This window comes from Parasulfitobacter algicola, assembly GCF_013315265.1.
In the GTDB taxonomy this organism is placed as follows: domain Bacteria; phylum Pseudomonadota; class Alphaproteobacteria; order Rhodobacterales; family Rhodobacteraceae; genus Parasulfitobacter; species Parasulfitobacter algicola.
This window is the reverse complement of record NZ_JABUFE010000003.1, coordinates 185,976-209,073: the sequence shown is the minus strand read 5'-3', so window position 1 is coordinate 209,073 and position 23,098 is coordinate 185,976. Positions and strand designations below refer to the sequence as shown.

23 protein-coding genes are annotated in these 23,098 nt (G+C 50.4%); 10 read left to right on the top strand and 13 right to left on the bottom strand.

Features of this window, described 5'->3' with window-relative positions; all coding sequences use genetic code 11:
• Positions 1–118 precede the first annotated feature (118 nt).
• The 8 genes from HRQ87_RS07120 (at position 119) to HRQ87_RS07085 (ending at position 7,307) form a co-directional block, all read left to right on the top strand.
• Positions 119–1,072 carry a BMP family protein gene (locus tag HRQ87_RS07120; protein ID WP_174137181.1) on the top strand — a complete coding sequence of 318 codons (954 nt, stop codon included), beginning with the start codon at positions 119–121 and terminating at the stop codon, positions 1,070–1,072.
• A gap of 6 nt (positions 1,073–1,078) precedes the next feature.
• Positions 1,079–2,620, top strand: a complete 1,542-nt coding sequence (locus tag HRQ87_RS07115; RefSeq protein WP_174136735.1) for an ABC transporter ATP-binding protein — start codon at positions 1,079–1,081, stop codon at positions 2,618–2,620.
• On the top strand, positions 2,610–3,659 hold the full coding sequence (locus tag HRQ87_RS07110; RefSeq protein WP_174136733.1) for an ABC transporter permease: 1,050 nt from the start codon (positions 2,610–2,612) through the stop codon (positions 3,657–3,659). Before HRQ87_RS07115 ends, HRQ87_RS07110 begins: the two co-directional genes overlap by 11 nt.
• Positions 3,660–3,661: 2 nt before the next feature.
• Positions 3,662–4,606: an ABC transporter permease gene (locus HRQ87_RS07105; protein WP_174136731.1), complete on the top strand. Its 945-nt coding sequence runs from the start codon at positions 3,662–3,664 to the stop codon at positions 4,604–4,606.
• A complete protein-coding gene (locus tag HRQ87_RS07100; RefSeq protein ID WP_174136729.1) occupies positions 4,606–5,874 on the top strand; it encodes an amidohydrolase family protein in 1,269 nt (422 codons plus the stop codon). Before HRQ87_RS07105 ends, HRQ87_RS07100 begins: the two co-directional genes overlap by 1 nt.
• A 166-nt stretch (positions 5,875–6,040) precedes the next feature.
• Positions 6,041–6,328 (top strand): 50S ribosomal protein L28, encoded by a 288-nt coding sequence (gene rpmB / locus HRQ87_RS07095; RefSeq protein WP_174136727.1) that lies wholly within the window; start codon positions 6,041–6,043, stop codon positions 6,326–6,328.
• A gap of 101 nt (positions 6,329–6,429) precedes the next feature.
• Positions 6,430–6,759, top strand: a complete 330-nt coding sequence (locus HRQ87_RS07090) for a hypothetical protein (protein WP_174136725.1) — start codon at positions 6,430–6,432, stop codon at positions 6,757–6,759.
• A 53-nt stretch (positions 6,760–6,812) separates the two neighbouring features.
• Entirely contained in the window at positions 6,813–7,307 is a 495-nt protein-coding gene (locus HRQ87_RS07085; RefSeq protein ID WP_174136723.1) for a copper chaperone PCu(A)C, read from the top strand.
• A gap of 48 nt (positions 7,308–7,355) precedes the next feature.
• Here the strand turns inward: HRQ87_RS07085 and HRQ87_RS07080 are convergent, their stop codons facing one another.
• Positions 7,356–8,237 carry an EamA family transporter gene (locus HRQ87_RS07080; protein ID WP_174136721.1) on the bottom strand — a complete coding sequence of 294 codons (882 nt, stop codon included), beginning with the start codon at positions 8,235–8,237 and terminating at the stop codon, positions 7,356–7,358.
• A 108-nt stretch (positions 8,238–8,345) separates the two neighbouring features.
• Here HRQ87_RS07080 and HRQ87_RS07075 point away from each other — a divergent pair, with 108 nt between their 5' ends.
• On the top strand, positions 8,346–8,804 hold the full coding sequence (locus tag HRQ87_RS07075; RefSeq protein WP_174136719.1) for an Lrp/AsnC family transcriptional regulator: 459 nt from the start codon (positions 8,346–8,348) through the stop codon (positions 8,802–8,804).
• A 64-nt stretch (positions 8,805–8,868) separates the two neighbouring features.
• On the opposite strand, the gene HRQ87_RS07070 is transcribed toward HRQ87_RS07075, so the two are convergent.
• The 6 genes from HRQ87_RS07070 to HRQ87_RS07045 all read right to left on the bottom strand — a co-directional run bounded on the left by HRQ87_RS07070 (position 8,869) and on the right by HRQ87_RS07045 (position 15,940).
• On the bottom strand, positions 8,869–10,065 hold the full coding sequence (locus HRQ87_RS07070; RefSeq protein WP_174136717.1) for a DegT/DnrJ/EryC1/StrS family aminotransferase: 1,197 nt from the start codon (positions 10,063–10,065) through the stop codon (positions 8,869–8,871).
• Positions 10,066–10,301: 236 nt separating this feature from the next.
• Positions 10,302–11,261 (bottom strand): GNAT family N-acetyltransferase, encoded by a 960-nt coding sequence (locus HRQ87_RS07065; protein ID WP_174136715.1) that lies wholly within the window; start codon positions 11,259–11,261, stop codon positions 10,302–10,304.
• The gene (locus tag HRQ87_RS07060; RefSeq protein WP_174136713.1) at positions 11,258–12,916 is read right to left on the bottom strand and encodes an ATP-binding cassette domain-containing protein; all 1,659 of its coding nucleotides are present in this window, start codon (positions 12,914–12,916) and stop codon (positions 11,258–11,260) included. Before HRQ87_RS07060 ends, HRQ87_RS07065 begins: the two co-directional genes overlap by 4 nt.
• 5 nt (positions 12,917–12,921) lie before the next feature.
• Positions 12,922–13,485, bottom strand: a complete 564-nt coding sequence (locus tag HRQ87_RS07055; protein WP_174136711.1) for a hypothetical protein — start codon at positions 13,483–13,485, stop codon at positions 12,922–12,924.
• A gap of 364 nt (positions 13,486–13,849) precedes the next feature.
• Positions 13,850–14,515 carry a helix-turn-helix transcriptional regulator gene (locus HRQ87_RS07050; RefSeq protein WP_174136709.1) on the bottom strand — a complete coding sequence of 222 codons (666 nt, stop codon included), beginning with the start codon at positions 14,513–14,515 and terminating at the stop codon, positions 13,850–13,852.
• A gap of 75 nt (positions 14,516–14,590) precedes the next feature.
• The gene (locus tag HRQ87_RS07045) at positions 14,591–15,940 is read right to left on the bottom strand and encodes an MATE family efflux transporter (RefSeq protein WP_174136707.1); all 1,350 of its coding nucleotides are present in this window, start codon (positions 15,938–15,940) and stop codon (positions 14,591–14,593) included.
• A gap of 253 nt (positions 15,941–16,193) precedes the next feature.
• On the opposite strand from HRQ87_RS07045, the gene HRQ87_RS07040 reads away from it, so the two are divergent.
• On the top strand, positions 16,194–16,790 hold the full coding sequence (locus HRQ87_RS07040) for a lysozyme (RefSeq protein ID WP_174136705.1): 597 nt from the start codon (positions 16,194–16,196) through the stop codon (positions 16,788–16,790).
• On the opposite strand, the gene HRQ87_RS07035 is transcribed toward HRQ87_RS07040, so the two are convergent.
• The 6 genes from HRQ87_RS07035 to HRQ87_RS07010 are packed head-to-tail and all read right to left on the bottom strand — an operon-like array spanning position 16,787 to position 23,057.
• On the bottom strand, positions 16,787–17,530 hold the full coding sequence (locus HRQ87_RS07035) for an ABC transporter ATP-binding protein (RefSeq protein WP_174136703.1): 744 nt from the start codon (positions 17,528–17,530) through the stop codon (positions 16,787–16,789). The two genes, HRQ87_RS07040 and HRQ87_RS07035, sit on opposite strands and share 4 nt — an antisense overlap.
• Complete coding sequence (locus HRQ87_RS07030) at positions 17,527–18,381, bottom strand: ABC transporter ATP-binding protein (RefSeq protein ID WP_174136701.1); 855 nt, start codon at positions 18,379–18,381, stop codon at positions 17,527–17,529. The genes HRQ87_RS07035 and HRQ87_RS07030 overlap by 4 nt, the downstream gene beginning before the upstream one ends.
• A complete protein-coding gene (locus HRQ87_RS07025) occupies positions 18,378–19,295 on the bottom strand; it encodes an ABC transporter permease (protein ID WP_174136699.1) in 918 nt (305 codons plus the stop codon). Before HRQ87_RS07025 ends, HRQ87_RS07030 begins: the two co-directional genes overlap by 4 nt.
• Positions 19,295–20,353 (bottom strand): ABC transporter permease, encoded by a 1,059-nt coding sequence (locus HRQ87_RS07020; RefSeq protein WP_174136697.1) that lies wholly within the window; start codon positions 20,351–20,353, stop codon positions 19,295–19,297. The genes HRQ87_RS07025 and HRQ87_RS07020 overlap by 1 nt, the downstream gene beginning before the upstream one ends.
• A complete protein-coding gene (locus HRQ87_RS07015) occupies positions 20,354–21,952 on the bottom strand; it encodes an ABC transporter substrate-binding protein (protein ID WP_174136695.1) in 1,599 nt (532 codons plus the stop codon).
• A 46-nt stretch (positions 21,953–21,998) separates the two neighbouring features.
• A complete protein-coding gene (locus HRQ87_RS07010) occupies positions 21,999–23,057 on the bottom strand; it encodes a dipeptidase (protein WP_174136693.1) in 1,059 nt (352 codons plus the stop codon).
• Positions 23,058–23,098 lie beyond the last annotated feature (41 nt).

The window sequence follows — 23,098 nt, the reverse complement described above, 5'->3', positions numbered from 1 at the left end:
GACCCATTGTTCCGATTGCCTGCTACATAGCAGGAATCACAGGGGGACCATTGAATTGAAACATAAATCTGAAATCAACCGCCGGTATTTTCTTGCAACAACTGCGGCGACTTCGCTGATGATCGGACCTTTGGGTGCCACACGCGCAATGGCTGCCGAACCCATTAAAACCGCAGGCGTCTATACCGTGCCTGTCGAACAGCAATGGGTCAGCCGCATTCATCAGGCCGCCCTGACCGCGCAGGCCCGTGGCGATATCGCATACAGCTTTTCGGAAAATGTCAGCAATACCGACTATGCGCGCGTGCTGCGTGAATACGCCGAAGCCGGTAACACACTGATCATAGGCGAAGTTTTCGGCGCCGAACAAGAAGCACGCGAAGTTGCTGCGGACTATCCAAATGTCGCATTCCTGATGGGATCTAGCTTCAAAGAAGATGCCGCCCTGCCTAATTTTGCTGTCTTTGATAATTATATTCAGGATGCATCCTATCTGTCAGGCATCATCGCGGGGGCTATGACCGAAACTGGAAATATCGGAATGGTCGGTGGCTTTCCCATCCCCGAAGTGAATCGCCTGATGCACGCCTTCATGGCTGGCGCGCGCGAAATGAACGCTGATATCACCTTTCAGGTTAGCTTTATCGGCAGCTGGTTCGATCCACCCAAGGCAAAAGAAACGGCCTTTGCGATGATCGAAAACGGCGCGGACATGCTTTATGCAGAACGTTTCGGGGTCTCGGATGCAGCCAAGGAAAAAGGCGTTCTGGCCATCGGAAATGTGATCGATACGCAAGCAGAATATCCCGACACAGTTGTGGCATCAGCCATCTGGCACTTTGAGCCAACGCTGGATAAAGCCATCGCCGAAGTTCAGGCTGGCAGTTTCACCGCTGCGGATTACGGTATCTATTCGTTTATGAACGAAGGCGGCGCATCGCTAGCGCCACTGGGTACGTTCGAAGGCAAAGTGCCTGAAAACGCTATGGAATTGGTGATGAAGCGTCAGGCTGAAATTAAATCGGGCGACTTTGTTGTCGAAATTAATGATGAAGAACCCAAGTCATCCTAGGTTGTAATGGACCACGATGCGCCCACGGTTCTTTGCCTTGATGCTATTACCAAACGCTTCGGAAAGCTGGTCGCAAACGATGCGATCAGCTTTTCACTGCGCAAGGGTGAAGTTGTTGCCCTGCTCGGGGAAAACGGGGCGGGCAAGACCACATTAATGAATATCCTTTTCGGCCAGTACACAGCCGATAGCGGATCTGTTGAGGTATTTGGAAACCCTCTGCCACCCGGCAATTCGCGCGCAGCTTTGGATGCGGGTGTGGGCATGGTGCATCAGCATTTTACGCTGGCGGATAATATGAGTGTTCTGGAGAATATCATCCTTGGCACGCGTTCGCTGTTCGTCCCCCGACTGGACATCAATGCAGCCCGTGATCGGATTAAAGAGCTGTCAGAAACCTTTCAACTGGCTATTTCACCTGACGAAAAAGTGGGCAATCTGACGGTGGGTGAACGCCAGCGTGTCGAAATCCTCAAGGCGCTTTATCGTGATGTGCGCATCTTGATACTTGATGAACCAACCGCAGTCCTGACACCACAGGAAACAAACGATCTGTTCGCAACCCTGAAACAAGCGATCGCAAACGGCCTGTCGATTATCTTCATCTCGCATAAACTGCACGAGGTGATGGCGATATCAGATCGTGTGGTCGTGTTGCGGCACGGCAAACTGGTGGGCAGCGTAAATACCACGGATACAAACAAACAAGCCTTGGCTGCGATGATGATGGGGGCGAACGCAACCCCACCGAATATCGCCCCTGCAACCACTGGCGCGCCACTGTTAGTGTTGGAGAATGTCAGTACACCAAATATCGGTACCGCACCGGGCCTAAAGTCCATATCCCTTGCTTTAAAAGCCGGTCAGATCATAGGCCTTGCAGGGGTATCCGGTAACGGCCAAGCACCTTTGGCTGACATTGTGGGCGGCGTACACTTTCCGCACACGGGCACGATCAGCCTGAACGGGAAAACCATACAGAAATGGACCCCGCGCGAGGCCGTGAAAAACGGCATCGCGCGTATTCCTGAAGACCGTCATAAAACTGGAACTGTGTCAGATTTTGATCTGACCGAGAACGCTATTTTGGAACGTTATGTCGGCGCACCGTTCAGCAAAGGTGGCTGGCTGAACTGGCGAAAATCACGTCTATTTGCCAAGGATATCATTGCCAAATACGATGTGCGATGCCCTGGGCCTGATACACCGATCCGGTTGCTGTCCGGCGGAAACATGCAAAAGCTGATCCTGGGCCGCGTGCTTGAGGCTGACCCCAAGATCGTTCTTGCCAATCAACCTGTGCGTGGTCTTGATATCGGGGCGGTAAACTATGTTCACAGTCAACTTCTGGCCGCACGGGATCGTGGGGCCGCGATACTTTTGATCTCAGAAGATCTGGACGAAATCATCGCACTGTCGGATATCATCCATGTGATCGCAGACGGACAACTGTCGCCAGCCTTTCTGCGCAATCAGATGTCCCCGGCTGAGCTGGGTATTTGGATGTCGGGTCAGGGCTTTGACACTGGGGTTGCCCATGCGTCTTGAACCCATCGAAAACCCGACGCTGGCGCGCAAACTGGTCCCACCTGCTTTGGCAATAATTGCGACAGTCGTGATTACAGCGCTTCTGGCAATGATCGCAGGGGCCAATCCTTTTTCCGTATTGGGTTTGATCGTCAAAGGTGCATTCGGATCAAAATTCGCATTGCTTGAAACGCTGAACCGCGCAACACCCTTGATCTTCACAGGCCTTGCCGTCGCCGTCGCGTTCCGCGCCAAATTCTGGAATATCGGGGCCGAGGCACAGCTTTATGCAGGCGCGTTGATCACGGTTCTTTTGGGCACCGGGGCACTGGCCTGGCCCAGCTTTGCCATTCTGCCGACGCTTGCGATTCTGTCGATTTTAGCAGGCGCCATCCTACTTTTGATCCCAGCCCTTTTAAAGACGCGCTTTGGCGTCGATGAAGTTGTGACTACGCTGCTGTTCAACTTCATTTTTCTGCTGTTCATCTCGATGTTGCTTGAAGGCCCACTAAAGGACCCAATGGGCATGGGTTGGCCAAAATCCGCCCGCGTCCTGCCCGAGGCCCGCTTGCCCCGCATCATTGACGGGCTTCGGCTGCACTGGGGTTTCGCGCTGGCAATCATGTCGGCCATTATCGTTTGGGTCATCCAAGCGCGCACCACTTTGGGGTACGAGATGCGCGCGGTTGGCCTGAACCGGCAAGCCGCCGCTTTTGCGGGAATTCCTGTGAACCTTGTCTTGATCAAAACCGCTCTTCTATCCGGCGGTCTGGCCGCACTGGCCGGCTTTTCTGAAGTGGCAGGGCTAAAAGGCAGCCTGACGCTCGATCTAAGTCCGGGGTTTGGATATACTGGGATTATCGTCGCAATGCTGGCCTTGCTGAACCCGCTGGCCGTGATCATGGCCGCCTTGTTCGTGGCAGGCATCTTTGTTGGCGCCGATAGTATGAGCCGCGCGGCAGACGTGCCCACCTATCTAGCTGACATAATGCTGGCCACTGCGCTGTTGCTGATGGTTCTGGCCATTATGTTGACGCGCTTTCGGATTGTCAGGGGCTAGATATGGAGATTATCGATATCCTGCTATCTGCCAGCTTTTGGGCCGCGGCCATCCGTATCGCCAGCCCGCTGATCTTCGCTACATTGGGCGAACTGATATGCGAACGTGCCGGGGTGCTGAACCTTGGGATCGAAGGGATCATGGTCGCAGGTGCCTTCGCAGGGTGGATGGCAGTTTATTCGGGCACTGGGCTTTGGATCGGCGTCGGCACTGCGATGCTGGTGGGGATGCTGTTTGGCCTTTTGCACAGCACACTGACAGTGCCATTCGGCTTGTCGCAGCATGTCGTTGGGCTTGGCGTCACACTGCTGGCCACATCCGCCACCTATTACGCCTATCGCCTTGCCCTGCCCGAGGTCACAAGCCCTCCGAAAATCCAAGCCTTTCAGCCGTGGGATATACCACTTTTATCCGACATTCCGCTGCTTGGCCCGGCGCTGTTTTCGCAAACGCCCTTTACCTATCTGGCTTTCATTTTAGTGCTGGTCGTTAGTCTGGTTCTGTATCGCACCCCGCTTGGTCTGGCCGTCCGTGCGGCTGGTGAAAACCCCGCAGCCGTGGCGGCCCAAGGACTATCAGTCACTGCGATCCGCATGGGGGCCGTCATCATTGGCAGCGGTTTTATGGCAATGGGCGGTGCCTTTCTGACCATGTCCGCTTTTGACAGCTTCTTTTTCGAAATGGTCAACGGACGTGGCTGGATTTGCATTGCACTTGTGGTCTTTGGGTCGTGGAAGCCCGGTAAAGCGTTGCTGGGGGCTGTGCTGTTTGCAGCCTTTGATGCGTTGCAAATTCGTGTGCAACAGACAAGCCTTGCTGCCGATATTCCCTATCAGATATTCCTGATGATGCCTTACATCCTGTCAATCCTCGCGTTGGTGCTGATGTCGCGCCGCGCACAGGTTCCCGCCGCCCTTATGGTCCCATTCAACAAAGGAGAACGGTGATGTTTGATCTAATCGTCAAAGGTGGAACGCTGCCCGATGGGACGGTCGCCGACATCGGAATAACCGGCACCCGGATCAAAGCGATAGAACTTTTAGGCAGTGCAGAAGCCGCACAGATCATCGACGCAAGCGGCGATCTTGTCAGCCCACCCTTTGTTGATCCACATTTTCACATGGATGCCACACTGTCTTATGGCACACCGCGCATAAATGCGTCTGGCACACTGCTGGAAGGGATCGGTCTGTGGAATGAACTGAAACAGGTCATGACGCAGGACGATGTTGTCACACGCGCGCTGCAATATTGCGACTGGGCCGCCAGCATGGGGCTTTTGGCCATTCGCAGCCATGTCGACACATGCGACGACAGCCTGAAAGGCGTTCAGGCGCTGCTTGAGGTCCGCGAACAGGTCAAAAATTATATCGACCTGCAATTGGTCGCGTTCCCGCAGGATGGCTTTTACCGCGACCCGGGCGCCCGCGCAAACACGATCCGCGCTTTGGACATGGGCGTGGATGTTGTGGGCGGCATACCCCATTTTGAACGCACCATGGTGGATGGTGCTGCTTCGGTGAAAGAGCTATGCGAGATTGCAGCAGATCGCGGCCTGCCCGTTGATATGCATTGTGACGAAACCGACGACCCGCTGTCGCGTCACATCGAAACGCTGGCCTATGAAACAAAGCGCCTTGGCTTGCAGGGGCGTGTTGCGGGATCGCATCTGACGTCGATGCATTCGATGGATAATTACTATGTTTCAAAATTGCTGCCCCTGATCGCCGAAGCCGAAATCTCGGTCATTCCGAACCCACTGATCAATATCGTTTTGCAAGGGCGGCATGATACATTCCCCAAGCGCCGCGGCCTGACCCGCGTGAAAGAAATGCTGGCAATGGGTATCAATGTGGGCTGGGGGCAGGATTGCGTTCTGGACCCGTGGTATTCATTGGGAACCGCCGATATGCTGGACGTGGCTTTTATGGGTCTGCATGTCGCGCAAATGACCAGTCCTGACGAAATGCGGAAATGCTTTGACATGATCACCGTCGATAATGCCAAAACGATGGGCCTGACAGATTACGGCTTGAAAATTGGTGCCAAAGCATCGCTTGTTATCCTGGATGCAGGCAACCCGATCGAGGCATTGCGCCTAAGGGCCAATCGCCTGTTTGTCATCGCAAATGGCCGCGTGATCAGTCAATCTGAACGGTCCGATGCCGTGCTTCAAATAAAGGGCCGTCCAGGCAATATCCGAAGACGGCATTAAATCATTGCTGCTGATCCTAAAATGCCAGTTTAAAATATGAAACTTTGGGTCAAATCATAAATGAATCGCTTGACCTATTGGGCATTGGCGCTTAAACGGCACGAACTGAATTCCAGCCTTGCGCCTGCGAGGCTTTCGCCTGTTTAAAAAACCTGAGGATACACCTATGTCGCGCCGCTGCGAATTGACCGGTAAAGGTCCCATGTCTGGTAACAACGTCAGCCATGCAAATAATAAAACCAAGCGTCGCTTTCTGCCAAACCTGCAGGATGTGACCCTTCAGTCCGAAGTATTAGGCCGCTCATTCAAGTTCCGTGCGTCTTCCGCTGCCCTGCGCACCGTTGATCACCGTGGTGGACTTGATGCCTTTATGGCCAAAGCAAAAGACGCTGAATTGTCTGCTTCGGCACTGAAAGTGAAAAAAGACATTGCCAAGGCTCAGGCGTCAGCCTGATTTTTGATTGATGTAATTGAAACGGCCCTGCCATCCGGCGGGGCTGTTTCATTTTGTCACTTGGGTCTTTCGCCCAGTGCAGATATATGGCGCACATGATCATGCGCTTTTTGTCCATCTGCTTTGTACTGTTGATCGTGGCAACCAGCCAAAGCATGGCTGTGGCCCGCGGACAGGCTGCTGTTGCAGGCGAAATGGTGATCTGCAACGGCAATGGCACAATGACCGTTCTGATCGATGCAGACGGCAACCCTGTGGACCATCCGCATATCTGCCCCGATTGCACAGCAACGCTGATTGCTAATATTTCAGAACCTGCATCTTTGATGCTGCGGATGCGGTTTCAGGTATGTAGAATTGATCTTCCCACCCTTCAGCATGCTGATTTATCCGCTATTTACACAGTTGGAGCACGTGCGCCCCCTGCCTGAGTTTTGTTCAACTCCTTTTCTATATTCAGAACAAATCAAAGGATGACATCCGGATGTCTTTATCGAAAACTTTGCTTGCAACAGCCGTTGCAGTTTCACTTGCTCTTCCTGCTTTTGCCGAGAAGATGAACAAAATCATGGTTACGGATCCCTATGCGCGATCTTCTACACCGACCTCCAAATCGGGCGCGGCATTCATGAGCATTATGAACCACACCGATCAGGATGATCGCCTGATTTCAGCCAGTTCAGATGCGGCCGCACGTGTTGAACTGCATACACACAAAGAAGAAGACGGCATTATGATGATGCTGGAGGTCGAAGAAGGCTTTCCCATCGCCGCCGGTGAAACCCACATGCTGCAACGCGGCGGTGATCATGTAATGCTTATGGGCCTAAAACAGCCGCTGGTTCAGGGTGAAATGATCGACGTCACACTGACGTTCGAAAAGGCAGGCCAGGTTCAGGTGCAAATCCCTGTCGATCTTGAACGTAAGCCGAACCATAATGGTCATGCCGATCACAACGGACACAGCGATAATATGTAAAAAAGAATGGGCCCCGAATATTCTTCGGGGCTTTTATTCATACAAAACCTACGCCGAGCGTCTGGCCATAAGACGCGGCAATACCGTCGTTCCCGCTGCGGAAATAAGGATTACAACAACCCCTAAAATCTGTATCCAATGCAAGATATGACCAAGTGCGAATACATCTGTCAAAATCGCAATAACCGGGTTGATAAAGGTTAGCGTACCTTGAAGATGTGTTGGTAATCGCTGAACTGCGCTGTACATCAGCGCATACATCAGACCCGTATGAAACACCCCCAAAATAATAAGCATAGCCCAAGTGCGTCCACCACTTGGCAAATTGGTAAGATCCGCAAAGGGCAGTAAAATGAAAATGCCAGTAACAACATGGATCAGCGCAATCAGTTGCGGCGGCACTTCTGACAGGTACTTTGTAGTCGCAGCGGCAATGGCCCATCCCGTAGCAGCCGCAAGAACCAGCGTCACCCCCCAGGCATAGCTACCGCCAATATAATCGGCCGTCGGCCTTTCAAGCAGGATCAATAGCAAGCCTGCAAAAGCTACAGCCAACCAACCAACTTTTGCCAATGAAAATTTTTCGCCAAATATGAACACACCGAAGCCCAGCAAAATAAACGGCTGTACGTTATAGATAGCCGTTGAAATCGAGACGGAAGCATAACGATACGAGGCAAAAAGAAAGAGCCAATTCAGCACAATAGCGATACCGCCTAGGATTGCGATCATAAACTGCCGGCCTGTTACACGCGCCGAAAACGCCCCGGTAACATAGCAATAGAGCATCAACGCAATTGCGGCAAAGACACAACGCCAGAATACGACATCTATTGCAGGTTGGGCGGACGCCAGCACAAACCACCCGATTGTACCGGAGATTGTCATTGCCAACGTCATTTCAGTTACGCCGCGTATATGTGTTGTCACGTGCTATCCTGTCTTGCGAAAAACACAGGATAGCTAAACACGCTTATCTCATATATAATTTCATAAAGGCTTGAACACCGGATTACCATTTATTGAAAGGCAAAACCTTTGAATGATATTCAAAACCTAAGCTTAGATGAAAAAGACCAACGAATCATAATTTCCCTACTGAACGACTCCAGATCGTCTTTAAAGGAAATATCAGGGGATATAGGGCTAAGCGCCCCAAGTGTGGCTGAACGAATACGACGACTTGAAAAGATTGGTATTATCCGTAATTTCACAGTTGATCTGGATTCACATGCACTTGGTTATGTGTTGAAAGCTATCGTCCGGATCCGGCCTATGCCAGGTAAAGTTCAGCCTGTGGAACAACTGATTATAGAAACCCCACAGATCACAGAATGCAGCAAGGTTACTGGTGATGACTGTTTCGTTGCCACGCTTTATGTTAGATCAATGGACGAAATCGACATAATTCTAGAGAAGATTTCCGAAAAGGCATCTACCAGTACTTCTTTGGTAAAAAGAACGATCATTGAACGGCGTGCCCCGCCCCTTTCATGATTATTGCGCAAGCACGGGAAAGTTATACAGCCGATCAAGATTATTCAGCATGATTTGATAACCGTCAGCTGTGCCCCTGCCAGACGGCGCTGACCTCGGCACGGATGATGCGGGCGATCATGGCGCAATCTTCAAGACTGAACGTCAGCGGCAGACGCATGTCCATCACGCTTTGCAAGATACGATCCGTTTTGGGCATCGGTGCCGGGTCAGCATAGCGCCAGCTGTCGTATTTCGATGTAAAAGCCACGGGGTCGTCAGCGCCAAACCATTTCAATTCAACACCGCGGTTCAGGCATCGTGTGATGACGTCACGGATATGCACAGGGCTCCAATCCAACAGCAAAAACTGAAAAGAGGACGCGACATAATGTTCCTGATTTGGTCGGTCGATCACCGTCAACCCGGGTGTATTTTTCAAACCGTCTTCCAAAACACAATACCGTTCATTCCAGCGTGCAGCCTGATCCATCAGAATATCCAGCTGTGGCCGCAAAATTGCCGCCCGTAAATTATCCATCCGGCCCGAAATATTCGGCGTCTCAAAACGGATCTGATCGAACACTTCTGCTGGTGGTCCTGCATCATGCCGACCATACATCATATAGGACCCCGACAGCATAATCGCCTTGGCCATCAATTCGGGATTATCACTAATAAGCAGGCCACCTTCGCCTGAGTTCATATGTTTGTAGGTCTGGCAGGAATAACATCCAAATACCCCAAACCGCCCTGACCAGGTATCCCCCCATTTGGCGCCCATCGTATGTGCGCAATCTTCAATCACCACAACGCCTGCCGCATCACACATCGCCATTAGACGGTCCATGTCGCAGATATGGCCCCGCATATGGCTTAGCAGCAGCACGTTCGCCTGATCCAGTTTTTGGTCAAGATCATCCAGATCAATTGTCAGATCTTCGGTCACATCCACAAAAACAGGTTGTGCGCCCAAACTTGCAATCGCACCTGGAACAGGGGCCAATGTAAATGCATTGCTCAGAACTTTATCGCCCGGCTTGACCCCAACTGTGCGCAATGCCGTTGCCATCGCATAGCCACCCGATGCCACTGCAAGACAATACTTGGCATCCATCATCCGTGCAAATTCAAGCTCAAGCAATGCCGTTTCAGACGTTTCGCCGACATCAACATTATAGCGATGCAAACGCCCATGCCGCAGCACATTCATGGCCGCGGCAATACCCTCTTCGGGGATAGGCTCTTGCTGGGTGAAGGATCCATCAAATATCTCGCTCATGCATTGGACATTGGGATGGAAACCATCCTTGCGTCAATCACCGTTTTTCGCGTCTATAAATTATTTTGTAGTTCAATCGCAGACTTGTGGGCAAAGCCCGCATGCTATGAAGCATGTCGCTAAGTATAATTAGTATCAATGCATACACGCAAACTGATTAGGAAGAATTTTAAAAAATCAGTTGATCGGCTTTGAGGCGTTCAATGGATAGCTCAAACCCGGGAAATCAGCGGCTTTCAAATTATCTTGTAAAAATTAGCTCCTAATACCTCAAAGCCGCTTTCGATCAGATCGTTCTTACTTTCAGTATCCAGTGGTGCAACGGGCTGTGTATCGACCAAAATGTATTTGCAGTTGTTGCCCAGCCCCCATTGGATCAAATCGTCAACGTTATCCTTGGTTGGGCGATAGCAGTGATTGACGTGGCAGAAAATCAGGTTTTCTTCGAAATTCTTTGAAAGAAACGCAAAAAGATAACCATTTTGACGAGTCTCAAAGAACTTCATTCCACTCTTGGCTTTGCTTCGAAATACGAAAAAAGATAGTATAGATAAGATCAGAAATTCAAAAAATAACCCATCATACACGCGCCTGTATGCCGTATAGGTGCGCCGACTAAGACTTTGCAAATCGCTTTGAGCATCATTCGATTGCTGTTGATCCTTTAGGGAAAGAAACAGCGTATCATCAATATGCTTAAACCCCAAAAAACGGGCCAAACTGCGTTTGCGCTTCAGATCTTTACCAGTATCAAACCCCCAATAAAGTCGCGCGCACCCGGTGTTACGGGCCACGCCTTCCAACTGGTCCATCGCAAGTTTGATCAGATGGATAGAACGATGTTCCGGCACGATATAGATATATTTTATCAGCATTTCACGAGCCCGGCGCATATCGTTTCCCGCAATCATAAAATAGCTAAAGCCAACAATTTGATCATCAACCAGAATAACAGTCGAATTTGAATAATCCTGGGCCTGCTCAACATTTGCTGCAAGATCAGGACTTATATCATCGCTCAAACGCACTGCCCGTTCTTCGACAAAGGCCCGCTGGAACATTGCTGTCGCGATTGGCGCATCTGCGGCTTTGGCTTGTCTTAGCTGAACTTTGTGATCATCGATTATCGCATCTATGGTCGGGATCTCAGCTGCAACCGGCGCTTTTAAATTTCGAAAGTAATGCAACAATTTCATTGGGCCAAAGGTGCTTTGTCGATCTCAACCAATCGCGCGTTTTCGATTGAAAACATCCGTGTACAATGAAACAGGCTGCTTGCGCGATGTGATGCGATAATGAACGTGGTATTTGGCAAAAGTGTATCTATAGCACCCAGGATGCGAAGTTCTTGTGCCTCGTCAACGCCCGATAATGCCTCGTCCAAAATCAGGATTTCTGGCCTAGACAGGATAGCCCGCGCCAAAGCAAGACGTTGCTTTTGTCCACCTGATAAATTGCTACCATTCGGACTAATGACTGTTTCCAAACCATTTTCAGCCATGCCGCCGGGGATCAGAACCTCGTCCAGCTCAACGACATGCAAGATCTCGGTCAAGCGATCTGTGGCATCAGACGCTGCGCCATAAAGCAAATTATTGGAAATACTGGTGTTCAGCACCTGCGGCTCTTGCATACAAATCGCGATACGATCTTCGATTTTGCCAACATTCAGGGCACCAGACTGACGCGGCACCAGACCTGCAATTGCCAACAACAATGTGCTTTTACCTGCCCCTGATGGCGCTGCAATTCCAATACGGCTGCCAGATGTAAAGGTGAAGTCGATGTCTTTAAGAATGGGGTTATCACCGCGCGGATGAATGATCGTCATCGCATTGGCTGTGATTTCACCCGTCTGGTTTGCGTTATGATCTGCCAGTGTGACATCGGTGTCAGAAAATGATTTGCGCACAGCACGAATTTCACCAATCGCAATCAGGCCAGAGTTAATTGAGCCCATCGCAATCTGCGAAATCGCCGCCAATTGCAACATGACCGGAACGAACAGCACAAAAAGTGCAACATCCGCTTCGCCACGCATCTGCAGAAAGGCCAGAATGCCCACGCCCATTGCAATTGTGGTGGAATTGACGAAATTTACAGCACTTAGTAAACCCGTTGTGCGATTACCAACAGCAACTGCCTTGGCCTTTGCATCTGAAAAGCGGCGGTCCAATTCATTGTGATGAAAGCTGTCATTGCCACTGGTCTTGATCAGCGCGAAATTATCTAGAAAATCAGATTTGGCCCCATTCAGATCAGAGCTGGCCGCAATAGATTTAGATGCTGCACGATCAATACTGCGATAACTGATCCCGGCCACAACAAACAAAGCGATGATCCAGAATAAAACCGGTATGATCAATAGGTTACTGGCATTCACCAAGACAATGCCAAGCATGACCAAGAACGCAATAAAATACCCTAAATCAGACAACAGGACACTGCCCAATGACACAACAGATCCCGGGTAAGAGGTGGCATAAGCCAGCACCTTGCCCGTGCTCAAACGGCGCATTGTTTGGTAGGGTTGTGTCAGAACCCTGGTAAAGAAATCCTGGCGAATTTCATTATAGGATTTGAGCTGGATCAACACATTTCGAGTATAGACTGTCGCTGCGTATAACGCTGGATGTACGATGCAAAACAAGGCCAGAACATAAACCAATCGCCAGGTTGCGGGCGTTTCTGTATTGTCCTGCAACAGGTCAGACACAAGGCGCGACAATTCCCACAGGCGCAATATCTCGACACCGCCCAACATAATCGATACCACGCCAAGCACCGCAAATCGAAATAAAACCGGTCCGTGCAAAGATCGCCAAGGCGAGATTGTTTTGATGTTGGACACGTTCGTCACACGTGCCGCGTCGGTGCAAAAACATCTTCAAACGACCGCCCTTGTGGCCAGCTTTTGGAAAGATACATGGACTTTGTTACCTCGTCCTTGAACAGCGCCATTTCGGTGAACGGTGCGCCAATACCGTAATCTGGATAATGTTGAATCGCCTCAAAAGATAGCCAGCGCAACCAATTCAAACTGACTGTGTTTTCATCGTGCACACAATTCAGAATAAGATCATGATCTTCAAGCATCCAATTAACCGCTGGCCGTGAATACCTAAGAAATGTTTTCTGACACTCGAAAATATAATCCGAAGCCAAAAGCCAAACCAGACCAACACGTGGTGTTCTGGTCCAACCGACACCAAACATCATCTGAGCTTGTCCATCTTGCGACAAAACAGTGATCGCTTTTTTTGAATTTTTGAAACTTTTTATCAAGGCTTCGACAGAGCTTGGGTATTCAGCAAGATGCAATTCTTCAATATCAGCTTTGCGTAAATGCGGGCCAAGGGTTTCACAGTCTTCTATTTTGGACTGTCTTAAAATGTGTCCATCAATCGCAAGATCAACCACTGCACACCTTAAAAAAACTTGTTTTAAACTACAATAAAAATAGGACGAGCCACAGATGCGGCCCGCCCATGCTGCTGAAATAACTTAGCGGAAAACGCCAATAGGGGTTGTTCCACCGCCACCGGATTTACCAGAGTCATCACCACCACAGAAACGTACACCGATTACTTTTTTTGTATTGGTCGTCATATTTATAATACTCCTGATACAGATAATTAACGTAACTTTTATACTTTATTGCATTGCGTTAAAAAAGAGAAATACCGTTAAAATGTCTTTTGGGCATGTCCAATAAGACATATTCTACACAATTAAATTATATTTAGTGGTTGATCGGTTTTTATAAAATATAAAAATGCCTTAATTACTTGGATAATTGGACAGCTAATTTGCTTTGCTGACCATATTCAGTGGTCAGGTAATTGCGCGCAACAGCAATTGCCACAGCTTGCGTTCTAGTGCGCGCATTTAGCTTTTTGCATGATTTGATCGCACGCTGTTTAACGGTAGATTCCGATATCTGCAAAATCTCTGCAATCTCGCTTTGCGAAAACCCGTCCCTAAGGCATCGCAGAACATCTAACTCGGCATCCGTCAGGCGTGGCTTTTCCATTACCAGCTGCACCCATGTGCAAAACTTTGCATCAATGAATTCCATCTCAACATCTGTCAGTTCGCGATCTGGCCGAGCCACTGACAGAAATGATTGCGTCAAGCCATTTTTCTTGGAAAAGCTTGCCCCATATTTTAGTCCAAATTGTTTGGAATCCTTCATGACATTGCGCATGTCATGCATCTTTAAATCAGACCACCGTTTACGGCCGGTATAAGAGAGCGACCATGCAAAAACAGGATCCGCGAAATAATAATTGCGCTTTTGGTAAAGCTCGCTCCATTCCTTGGGATAATTTTGGTAAACATGTTCTGGTCCAAAAAATGAGAAACCAAAAACCATGAACACACCTGATCGCCCAATTTCATGAATTTTGGCAATTTCTTCATCAAAGTTGGGAATGAGTGTTGCAAGCATATTGTGTTACCAGCACCCAAAGCTATCAATGCGTTTCTGTATACTTAATATAGAATGTGCCTTTGTCTATGGGCATCATATATCTTCGCTGGAAAGTTGCGATTTGCGATAGAACCTGAACAAAAGCGCAAAGGCCGCCACCGACAGGCCAATACCATATCCAATCCAGATTCCGCTTGGGCCCAGATCCAGAACGAAACCGAATAAATAGGCTGCTGGCAAAGCCACGGGCCAATATGCAATCAATGAGATGATTGAAGGCGCGCGATTGTCCATCAGGCCACGCAATGCACCAAGGGCCGTGGACTGAACACCATCAAAGACCTGCATGAGTGCAACGCTCAAAAACATTGTGGACGCAACGGTTATCACTGCGGGATCCGCTGACAGGCCACGCGCAATATTATCGCGAAATGCAATCAAAAGAAGCGTTATGAATAGCATCCAAACAACAACTGCTGCAATTGCCCCGATGCCGATACTACGGACGCGTTCGACTTGTCCCGCACCCATTGCCAGGCTGATACGAATACCCACCGCCGCAGACATACCAAGCGGTAGCATATAAATCACCGTGCTGATCGAACCAACAATCTGATTGGCAGCAAGGGCGACGACCCCCAACCAGCCCAGCATAATACCAACAAAGGAATAGGATGCACCTTCGCCGGTATAAGCCAACGCAATTGGCCCTCCATCGTGCAATTGGCGGCTCATATCGCGAATTGATATCGCAGCTGCGCCTCGAAATTCAGCCATGGTATTTCTGTATCGCCAAAAGGCCCAAGCAGCCAGAAGGGCCGTACATTCTGACAGAAAGCTCGCGATCCCTGCCCCCATCAATCCAAGTCCTTGCCAGCCCCCAACACCATGGATCAACAGCCAATTCAGTGGAATGTTGACCAGAACGCTTAGCATTGCAAAACCTGCGCCAACCCAAGGGCGGCCAATGGCGTCATAAAATCCCTTGAACACATAAAGCATTGAAAACGGGATCAGAACCATGGCCATCGTAACCCAATAGGGCCACAAAACCGGCAGCACTTCAGGCGGTTGATCCAGATATCTAAGCAGTGGAAATGCAACCATCATTCCAACCGCTGCAAGACTGCCCGCAACCAAACCCAAAACCGTGCCATTGCGAAGCGATGATGCAACATCATCGGATCGCCCGGTACCATAGCGACGCGCGATTTCGATACCGACCACTGACACCAATCCATAAAGCGCAGAGTACAGGATAACCAAAGCAGCGCTTGCCAGCCCCACCGCCGCCAAAGCGGTTGTGCCCAAAGGGGCAATCATAATTGTATCGACCACGCCAATCAGCATTGCCGCTGATAAACCGACAATAATCGGAACGGCCAAACGAAGCGTATCGGGAACCTCGGACAAGGCCTGCCGAAGGGGGGTAAGCAGCGTCATAGCCCGCCCTTAACAGATTTTGATGATTTGACACCAGATTAGTGTGACAGTGCAAAGTTTGCCGTACCGGCAGATTCTACTGTCTGCGATGTTTTGCGTATCGGCTTGATCAGTTTCAGCAGGGAACGGCCAAAAATATCGATAATAGGGACAGTCCGATGCGGCAGGTCCACAAGTATGACAAACAGAACGCATAAAAAGTATCAAGCACAGCCTAGCTATGTTGATCGTTTTTGCAATGAATGGGCCACATATGCAGATTACCGTAAGAACCGCACTTGAAATTGCCCATCACGAGGCTTTGGTTCGACAAGCCTATCGCGATAGCGTTGGTGTCTGGACTTGGAGCATTGGGGTAACCAATTCCAGCGGTCATAGTGTCGAGCGTTATATCGATAATCCGCAACCGCTCATTCGCTGTCTTGAAGTTTGGCTTTGGGTATTGGACCGCTATGCACGCAGGGTGCGCAGTGCCTTTGACGGGTTTGAACTGACCGAGCCGCAATTCGCCGCCGCCTTGTCATTTGATTATAACACCGGTGGTATTACCCGTGCGACTTGGGTTCAGCTTTGGAAAGCAGATGATATTTCCGGCGCACGGCGCGCTTTTTTGAATTGGCGCAGACCGCCCGAAATTATTCCACGTCGGGAAAAAGAACGCGATCTGTTTTTTGATGGCATCTGGTCAAACCGCGGAACGATCACTGAAATCACACGTCTTACCGCAAATTACAGCCCTATTTTCAGCAGCGCCATACAGATTGATATTCGCAATGAATTGGATGCGCTTCTGGGACGGCCCGCACTTGTGGAATCTGGCAAACCGATATCAGCAGACGCAAATGCTTAATGCGCCACGGAAACGCCGATAAGTTCTTGGGAATACGGATGTTTGGCCTGCATTTGGCGCAGTTGTGTGACATCCATCACCTCGACAATTTCACCGCTTTTCATCACAGCCAGACGTTCACACATATGGCCGATAACAGGCAAGTCGTGTGACACCATCAGATAGGTTAGCCCATGTTCTTCGCGCAAATCGGTAAGCAGATTCAAAATCTCGGCCTGCACTGACACATCAAGCGCGGATGTAGGTTCATCAAGCAACAGCACCTTGGGTTCACCTGCCAATGCACGGGCGATGGCGACGCGTTGACGTTGACCGCCAGACAGCTGGTGGGGGTATCGGAACCGGAACTTACGATCCAACCCCACATCATCCAGCAGTTTAACAACACGCGTATCGATATCGCGAAACCCTTGCAGGTGCAGGGCTTCGCCCAGAACCTGATCAACAGAATGACGTGGGTGCAGCGATGCATAGGGGTCCTGAAACACCATTTGTACAGTTTTATAAAAATCACGGTTCCGTTTGTGGCCATGTAAGGCCAACCCATCAATTTCGATCCGACCTGACCACGTTGGTGCAAGCCCTGTCATTGCACGCAAAATAGTCGATTTTCCTGACCCGCTTTCGCCGACAAGGCCAAAACTTTCGCCCTGATTGACGTTAAAACTTGCGCCGCGCACAGCGTCAACGCGGTCATATCCATCATCAAACCAGACATTCAGATTTTCAACTTTGATCATGCCTGATCCCCTGCAATTGGCGCCTTTTGCCAGTCGTCTTCTCGTTGCAGAACGGGCAAATATTTCCGTGGCTGGTCCAGACGCGGCAAGGATTGCAATAACCCTTGCGTATAGGGGTGTTGTGCATCGTGCAATTTATCAGCATCGCAAACTTCAACAATTTGGCCTGCATACATGATCAGTACGCGGTCACAAAATTCGGACACAAGGTTCAAATCGTGACTGATAAAGATTAACCCCATGCCACGCTCTTTGACCAAGCCATCCATGATATCAAGCACTTGACGCTGGACCGATACATCCAAAGCGGATGTTGGTTCATCCGCAATCAGAATTTTCGGATCGGGGATCAGCATCATTGCGATCATGATACGTTGCCCCATCCCGCCTGACATCTCGTGCGGATAGGCACGCATGACACGTTCCGGGTCGTTGATGGATACCGCGCGTAGCATCTCAAGCGATTTGGCGCGCGCCTGCGCTTTGGAGGTACGATTGTGCAGCAGATAGGCTTCCATAATCTGATCACCGATACGCATCACCGGGTTCAATGAAAACTTTGGATCCTGCATCACCATTGAAATCTGCTGCCCGCGCACCTTGCGCATCTCGACCTCGGGCAGGTTCAGCAGATTGCGGCCTTCCAATGCGATATGATCAGCCTGAACAATGCCAGGCTTACGGATCAGCCGCAGAATGGCACGCCCGGTCATGGATTTGCCCGACCCGCTTTCCCCAACAATGCCTAACCGTTCACGACCAAGCGAAAACGAAACACCGCGCACAGCGTCAAAGACGCCCTGCCGGTTTGGGAATTTCACCCACAGGTTTTGTACATCAAGCAGGGTCATTGGCTGTCCCCGTCTTTTGGATCCAGCACATCACGCAAACCATCCCCCAAAAGATTGAACGCCAACGATACGGTAAAAATTGCAAGACCAGGCATAGTGGCAACCCACCAGTGATCCAGAATAAAGCGACGCCCTTCGGAAATCATCGCACCCCATTCCGGGCTTGGGGGTTGCGCGCCAAGCCCCAAAAAGCCAAGGCCAGCTGCGGCCAGAATAATACCGGCCATATCAAGCGTCACGCGCACAATTAACGACGAAATACAAAGCGGCCAGATGTGTTTGATGATGATCCTAAACGGACCTGCCCCCTGCAATCTGATCGCAGCGATATAATCGGATGATCGTATTGTCAGCGTTTCCGCGCGCGCGATCCGCGCATAAGGCGGCCAGGCCGTCAGCGAAATCGCCAGCACTGCATTTTCGATTCCGGCCCCAAGAGCGGCAACGAACGCCAGCGCCAGAACAAGGCGCGGAAAAGCCAGAAATATATCTGTAATCCGCATCAGGACCACATCAACCCAGCCACCGGCATATCCTGCCACCGTTCCGACCAGCAACCCGGCCACTGGTGCAATCAGGGCAACCAGCGTCACGATATAAAGTGTGATCTGAGTGCCCTCGATCAAACGACTTAGAATATCGCGACCCAGACTGTCGGTGCCTAGGATGTGACCCGGCGTGCCCAGGGGTTGCAATCGGTTTGACAAATCCTGTGCTTGCCAATCATGGGGGGCAAGAATGGGCGCAAAAAGGGCAATCAACAGCAAGGCGATCAGAATACCCAAACCGAACATCGCCATTGGATTGGATCGAAACGACAGCCAGCCTTTGTAAAAGCTGGACAGGCGTGCATGATTTCGCGATGTCGGCGCATCCGTCAGCAACCATGCACGATAGGAGGTTGGCGTGTTCATTATTTCGATCTCGGATCAAAGAACCTGTAAAGCAGGTCCGAAAATATATTCAGCAGGATAAAGATCAGCCCTACAACAACGGTGCCACCCAAAACCGCATTCATATCCGCGCTAAGAAGGGACGTTGTGATATAGCTACCGATGCCAGGCCAGGAAAAGATTATCTCGGTCAGGACCGACCCTTCCAGCAGGTTTGCGTAAGACAAGGCGATCACAGTGATCAATTGCACACGGATGTTTTTGAACGCATGGCGCCAGATCACAGCACTTTCCGACATGCCTTTGACGCGCGCAGTGGTGATGTATTCGGCACTTAACTGTTCCAGCATGAACGACCGGGTCATTCGGCTGATATAGGCCAGTGAATAATACCCCAACAGCGATGCAGGCAGAATAATATGGCTAAAGGCATTTCGGAAAACGGCCCATTCCCCTGCAATGGCGGAATCGATAAGGATCATGCCGGTTCGGGTGGGTACGATGTCTTCGTAAAAAATACCCAATCTGCCGGGTCCGCTGACCCAGCCAAGAATGCCGTAAAACAGCAAAAGCCCCATCAGTCCCAGCCAGAAGATCGGCATGGAATATCCCACTAACGCCACAACCCGCGCGATCTGGTCGATCCACGATCCACGACGAACGGCTGCGATTACGCCAAGAGGTACACCCAGAAAAATGCCTATGAAAACACCAATGGTTGCCAGTTCTAGCGTTGCAGGAAAAACGCGGGCGATATCATCCGACACAGGACGGGCTGTCCGCAATGACATGCCAAAATCACCCTGTATGACATCCCAAAGATAATACCAGAATTGCACGATCAGCGGTTTATCCAGCCCAAGCTGCAGATAAACTGCATCATACGTCGATTGCGAGGCGCGTTCGCCCACGATCGACAAAACCGGGTCAATCGGCATCACGCGGCCGATGATAAAGGTCACAAAGACCAGACCCAGCATCGTCACGGCGATTGAGCCAAGCGTCAAAAGCGTGGTTTTGACCCATTTTGCAAAAGGCGCACGACGGCGCCTTTCACGATTTGTGTCGGTTACGGCCATTTACTTGGTCACATTCCAGTAAGCAGCATTCGTGATCGGCCCACCAAGGCTAAGGCCCTGTACGTTTTCCTGACGACCAATTTGTTCAGTCAGCTGGAACATCACAATAAAGGGCGATGTTTCGCGGAACTGTGCCTGAATATCACGGTACATCTGCGCACGTGTTTCACGATCATTCTCGACAACGGCTGCATCGACCATTTCAGTTAAACCACCAGTATCCCAACCATTGCGCCACGCCAGCAGACCTGTGGCGTTCGCTTCGTCACTGTTGTCAGGGTTATAGGCAAATGTACCCGCATTTGTATGTGGATCAGGGTAATCCGGCCCCCAAGCGCCCACATAGATATCCAGTTCGCGCGCACGGTAGCGTGCCAGAATTTGCTTGGATGTCCCTACGGTTATATTGATCTTTATCCCAACCTGAGCGGCTGTATTTTGCAAGGATTGCGCGATCTCGATACGTTCCTGTGCTTCACGCACACCCAGTTCCAGCTCCATGCCATCGACACCGGCTTCCGCCAAAAGCGCCTTGGCTTTTTCGATATCAAGACTGAACGGATTTTCATCAACTGCACCCAGATAGGTCTTGGGCAAGAAGTTCTGATGCGTTGTGTACTGCCCTTTCAGAAAACTGTTTTGCATGCCTTCATAGTCGATTAGGTACTTGAATGCCTGACGCACCTGCGGCTTTGACAGCTCTGGGTGTTTTTGGTTCAAAGCTGCGTACATCAGTCTGCCGCGCAGTTCGTCATGAATGACAACATTGTCAGCATTAGATGCACCGGCAACGTCTTCAGGGTTCAGGTTGCGGGCGACATCAATATCACCGCGTTCCAGCAACAGTCTTTGGGACGCGCTTTCGATCACATGACGGACGATCACACGTTCCATCGCAGGTGCGCCTAGATGGAAGTCAGGATTGGATTGCAGTGTCAGGCTCTCATCTGGCTTCCAGCTAACCAGACGATATGCACCAGATCCCGCTGAGTTTGTGCGCAACCATGTGTTGCCCATATCACCGTCAACTTCATTGGCCATAACCAGTTCTTTGTCTACAATTCCACCTATGGTCGCGGTCAGACAGTTCAGAACAAAAGATGTCGCATAACGCTTGTCAGTTGTGATCGACAACGTATTGCCGTCTGCAACAATAGTCTGCTCTACATTTTCGGGGGTAAAGCCGAATTGCTTTAGGATAAACGCGGGCGTTTTGTCCAAAAGAATTGCGCGTCGCAGTGAAAATTCAGCGTCTTCAGCACGCACGGGATTGCCCGAATGGAAATTGATATCATCCCGAATTGTGAACGTGATCGTGCGTCCATCTTCGCTGACGGTCCAGCTTTCAGCCAGCTCAGCGACATAGCCACCGTCAAGGTTCGTCGGATCAAGATTGACCAGCTTCATATACATGTTACGGCTTGCGTCAGAGCCTTGAATTTCAAAGCTTTCAGCCGGATCCATCGACGTCAGATCATCAATTCGGTGCGCAATCACCAGCATGTTAGATGGCGTTTCCGCGAATGTCGCAGGAGCCGCCATAAGGCCAAGCGCCAGCCCAAGTGCGGCGCCTTTCATAAGGGTATTTAAGGTTTTCATAAAGTTACCTCTTCTGTTGTCGTTTTTGTTGTGGAAACGCATTTGTTCATGACCCCCAGGTCTTTTCAAGAACGCGCAACCAGTTGGCATGGCACAGTTTTTCGATAAGCATATTATCGTATCCGTGCTCTTTCATTGTTTGTCTTAGTTTCGGCAAGTCAGCGACACTGGTCAAACCTTCAGGCATAACCGCACCGTCATAATCAGAGCCAAGCCCAACGCGGTCTTCGCCCAATTTGGTGATCAGATGATCCAGATGTCGCAGCATCTGTTCTATCGGTACATCCGCCACCATCCGCCCGTCATCGCGCAAAAAGGCAACAGCGAAATTCACCCCCACCATACCGTCACTTTCTGCGATAGCCATTAGCTGATCATCGGTCAGATTGCGGGCATGTGGACAAATGGCATGCGCATTCGAATGGGTTGCGACTAACGGTTTTTGCGAATGACGTGCAACATCCCAAAACCCAGCTTCATTCAGATGCGACAGATCAATCATAATGCTTAATTCACTACAACGCCGCACCAGCCGCAGGCCGTGATCCGTAAGACCATCGCCAATATCGGGGCTCGACGGGTACCGGAATGGTACACCGTGACCAAAGACTGTATTACGGCTCCAAACTGGGCCAAGGGACCGCAGCCCTGCTTGATAGAGCACCTCCAAAGTGTGCAAATCCGGATCAATCGCTTCAGCCCCTTCGATATGAAAGATGGCGGCGATCTTGTCTGCAGCCATCGCATTTCGAATGTCATCCACTGTGCGGCACACTTTCAGAACATCCCGCCGTTCCAGATCAAACAGGATAGCGGCCTGTGACATCACAACAGGCAGCGCATCTTCCCAATCAATCGGCTCTGGCAAGGGCAGATCGTATTGCGGCTTGGTCATTTGCTGAAACTTAAAATCTACATCAATGGGGGACGGGACATAAAGGGCGAAAAAACCACCGCCAAAACCGCCCTTTGCTGCTTTTTTAAGATCAATTGCACCATCACGACCCGTCACAAATGTTTCCGCAGCAGGCAGACCGCCCGCGCGATAAAGTTTGGACAATACATCATTATGGCCATCAAAAATGATAGGCGTTGTGTACGACAAAGACGTTGACCTTCCCCCAAGTTAACGAAAGGTTAACAGAC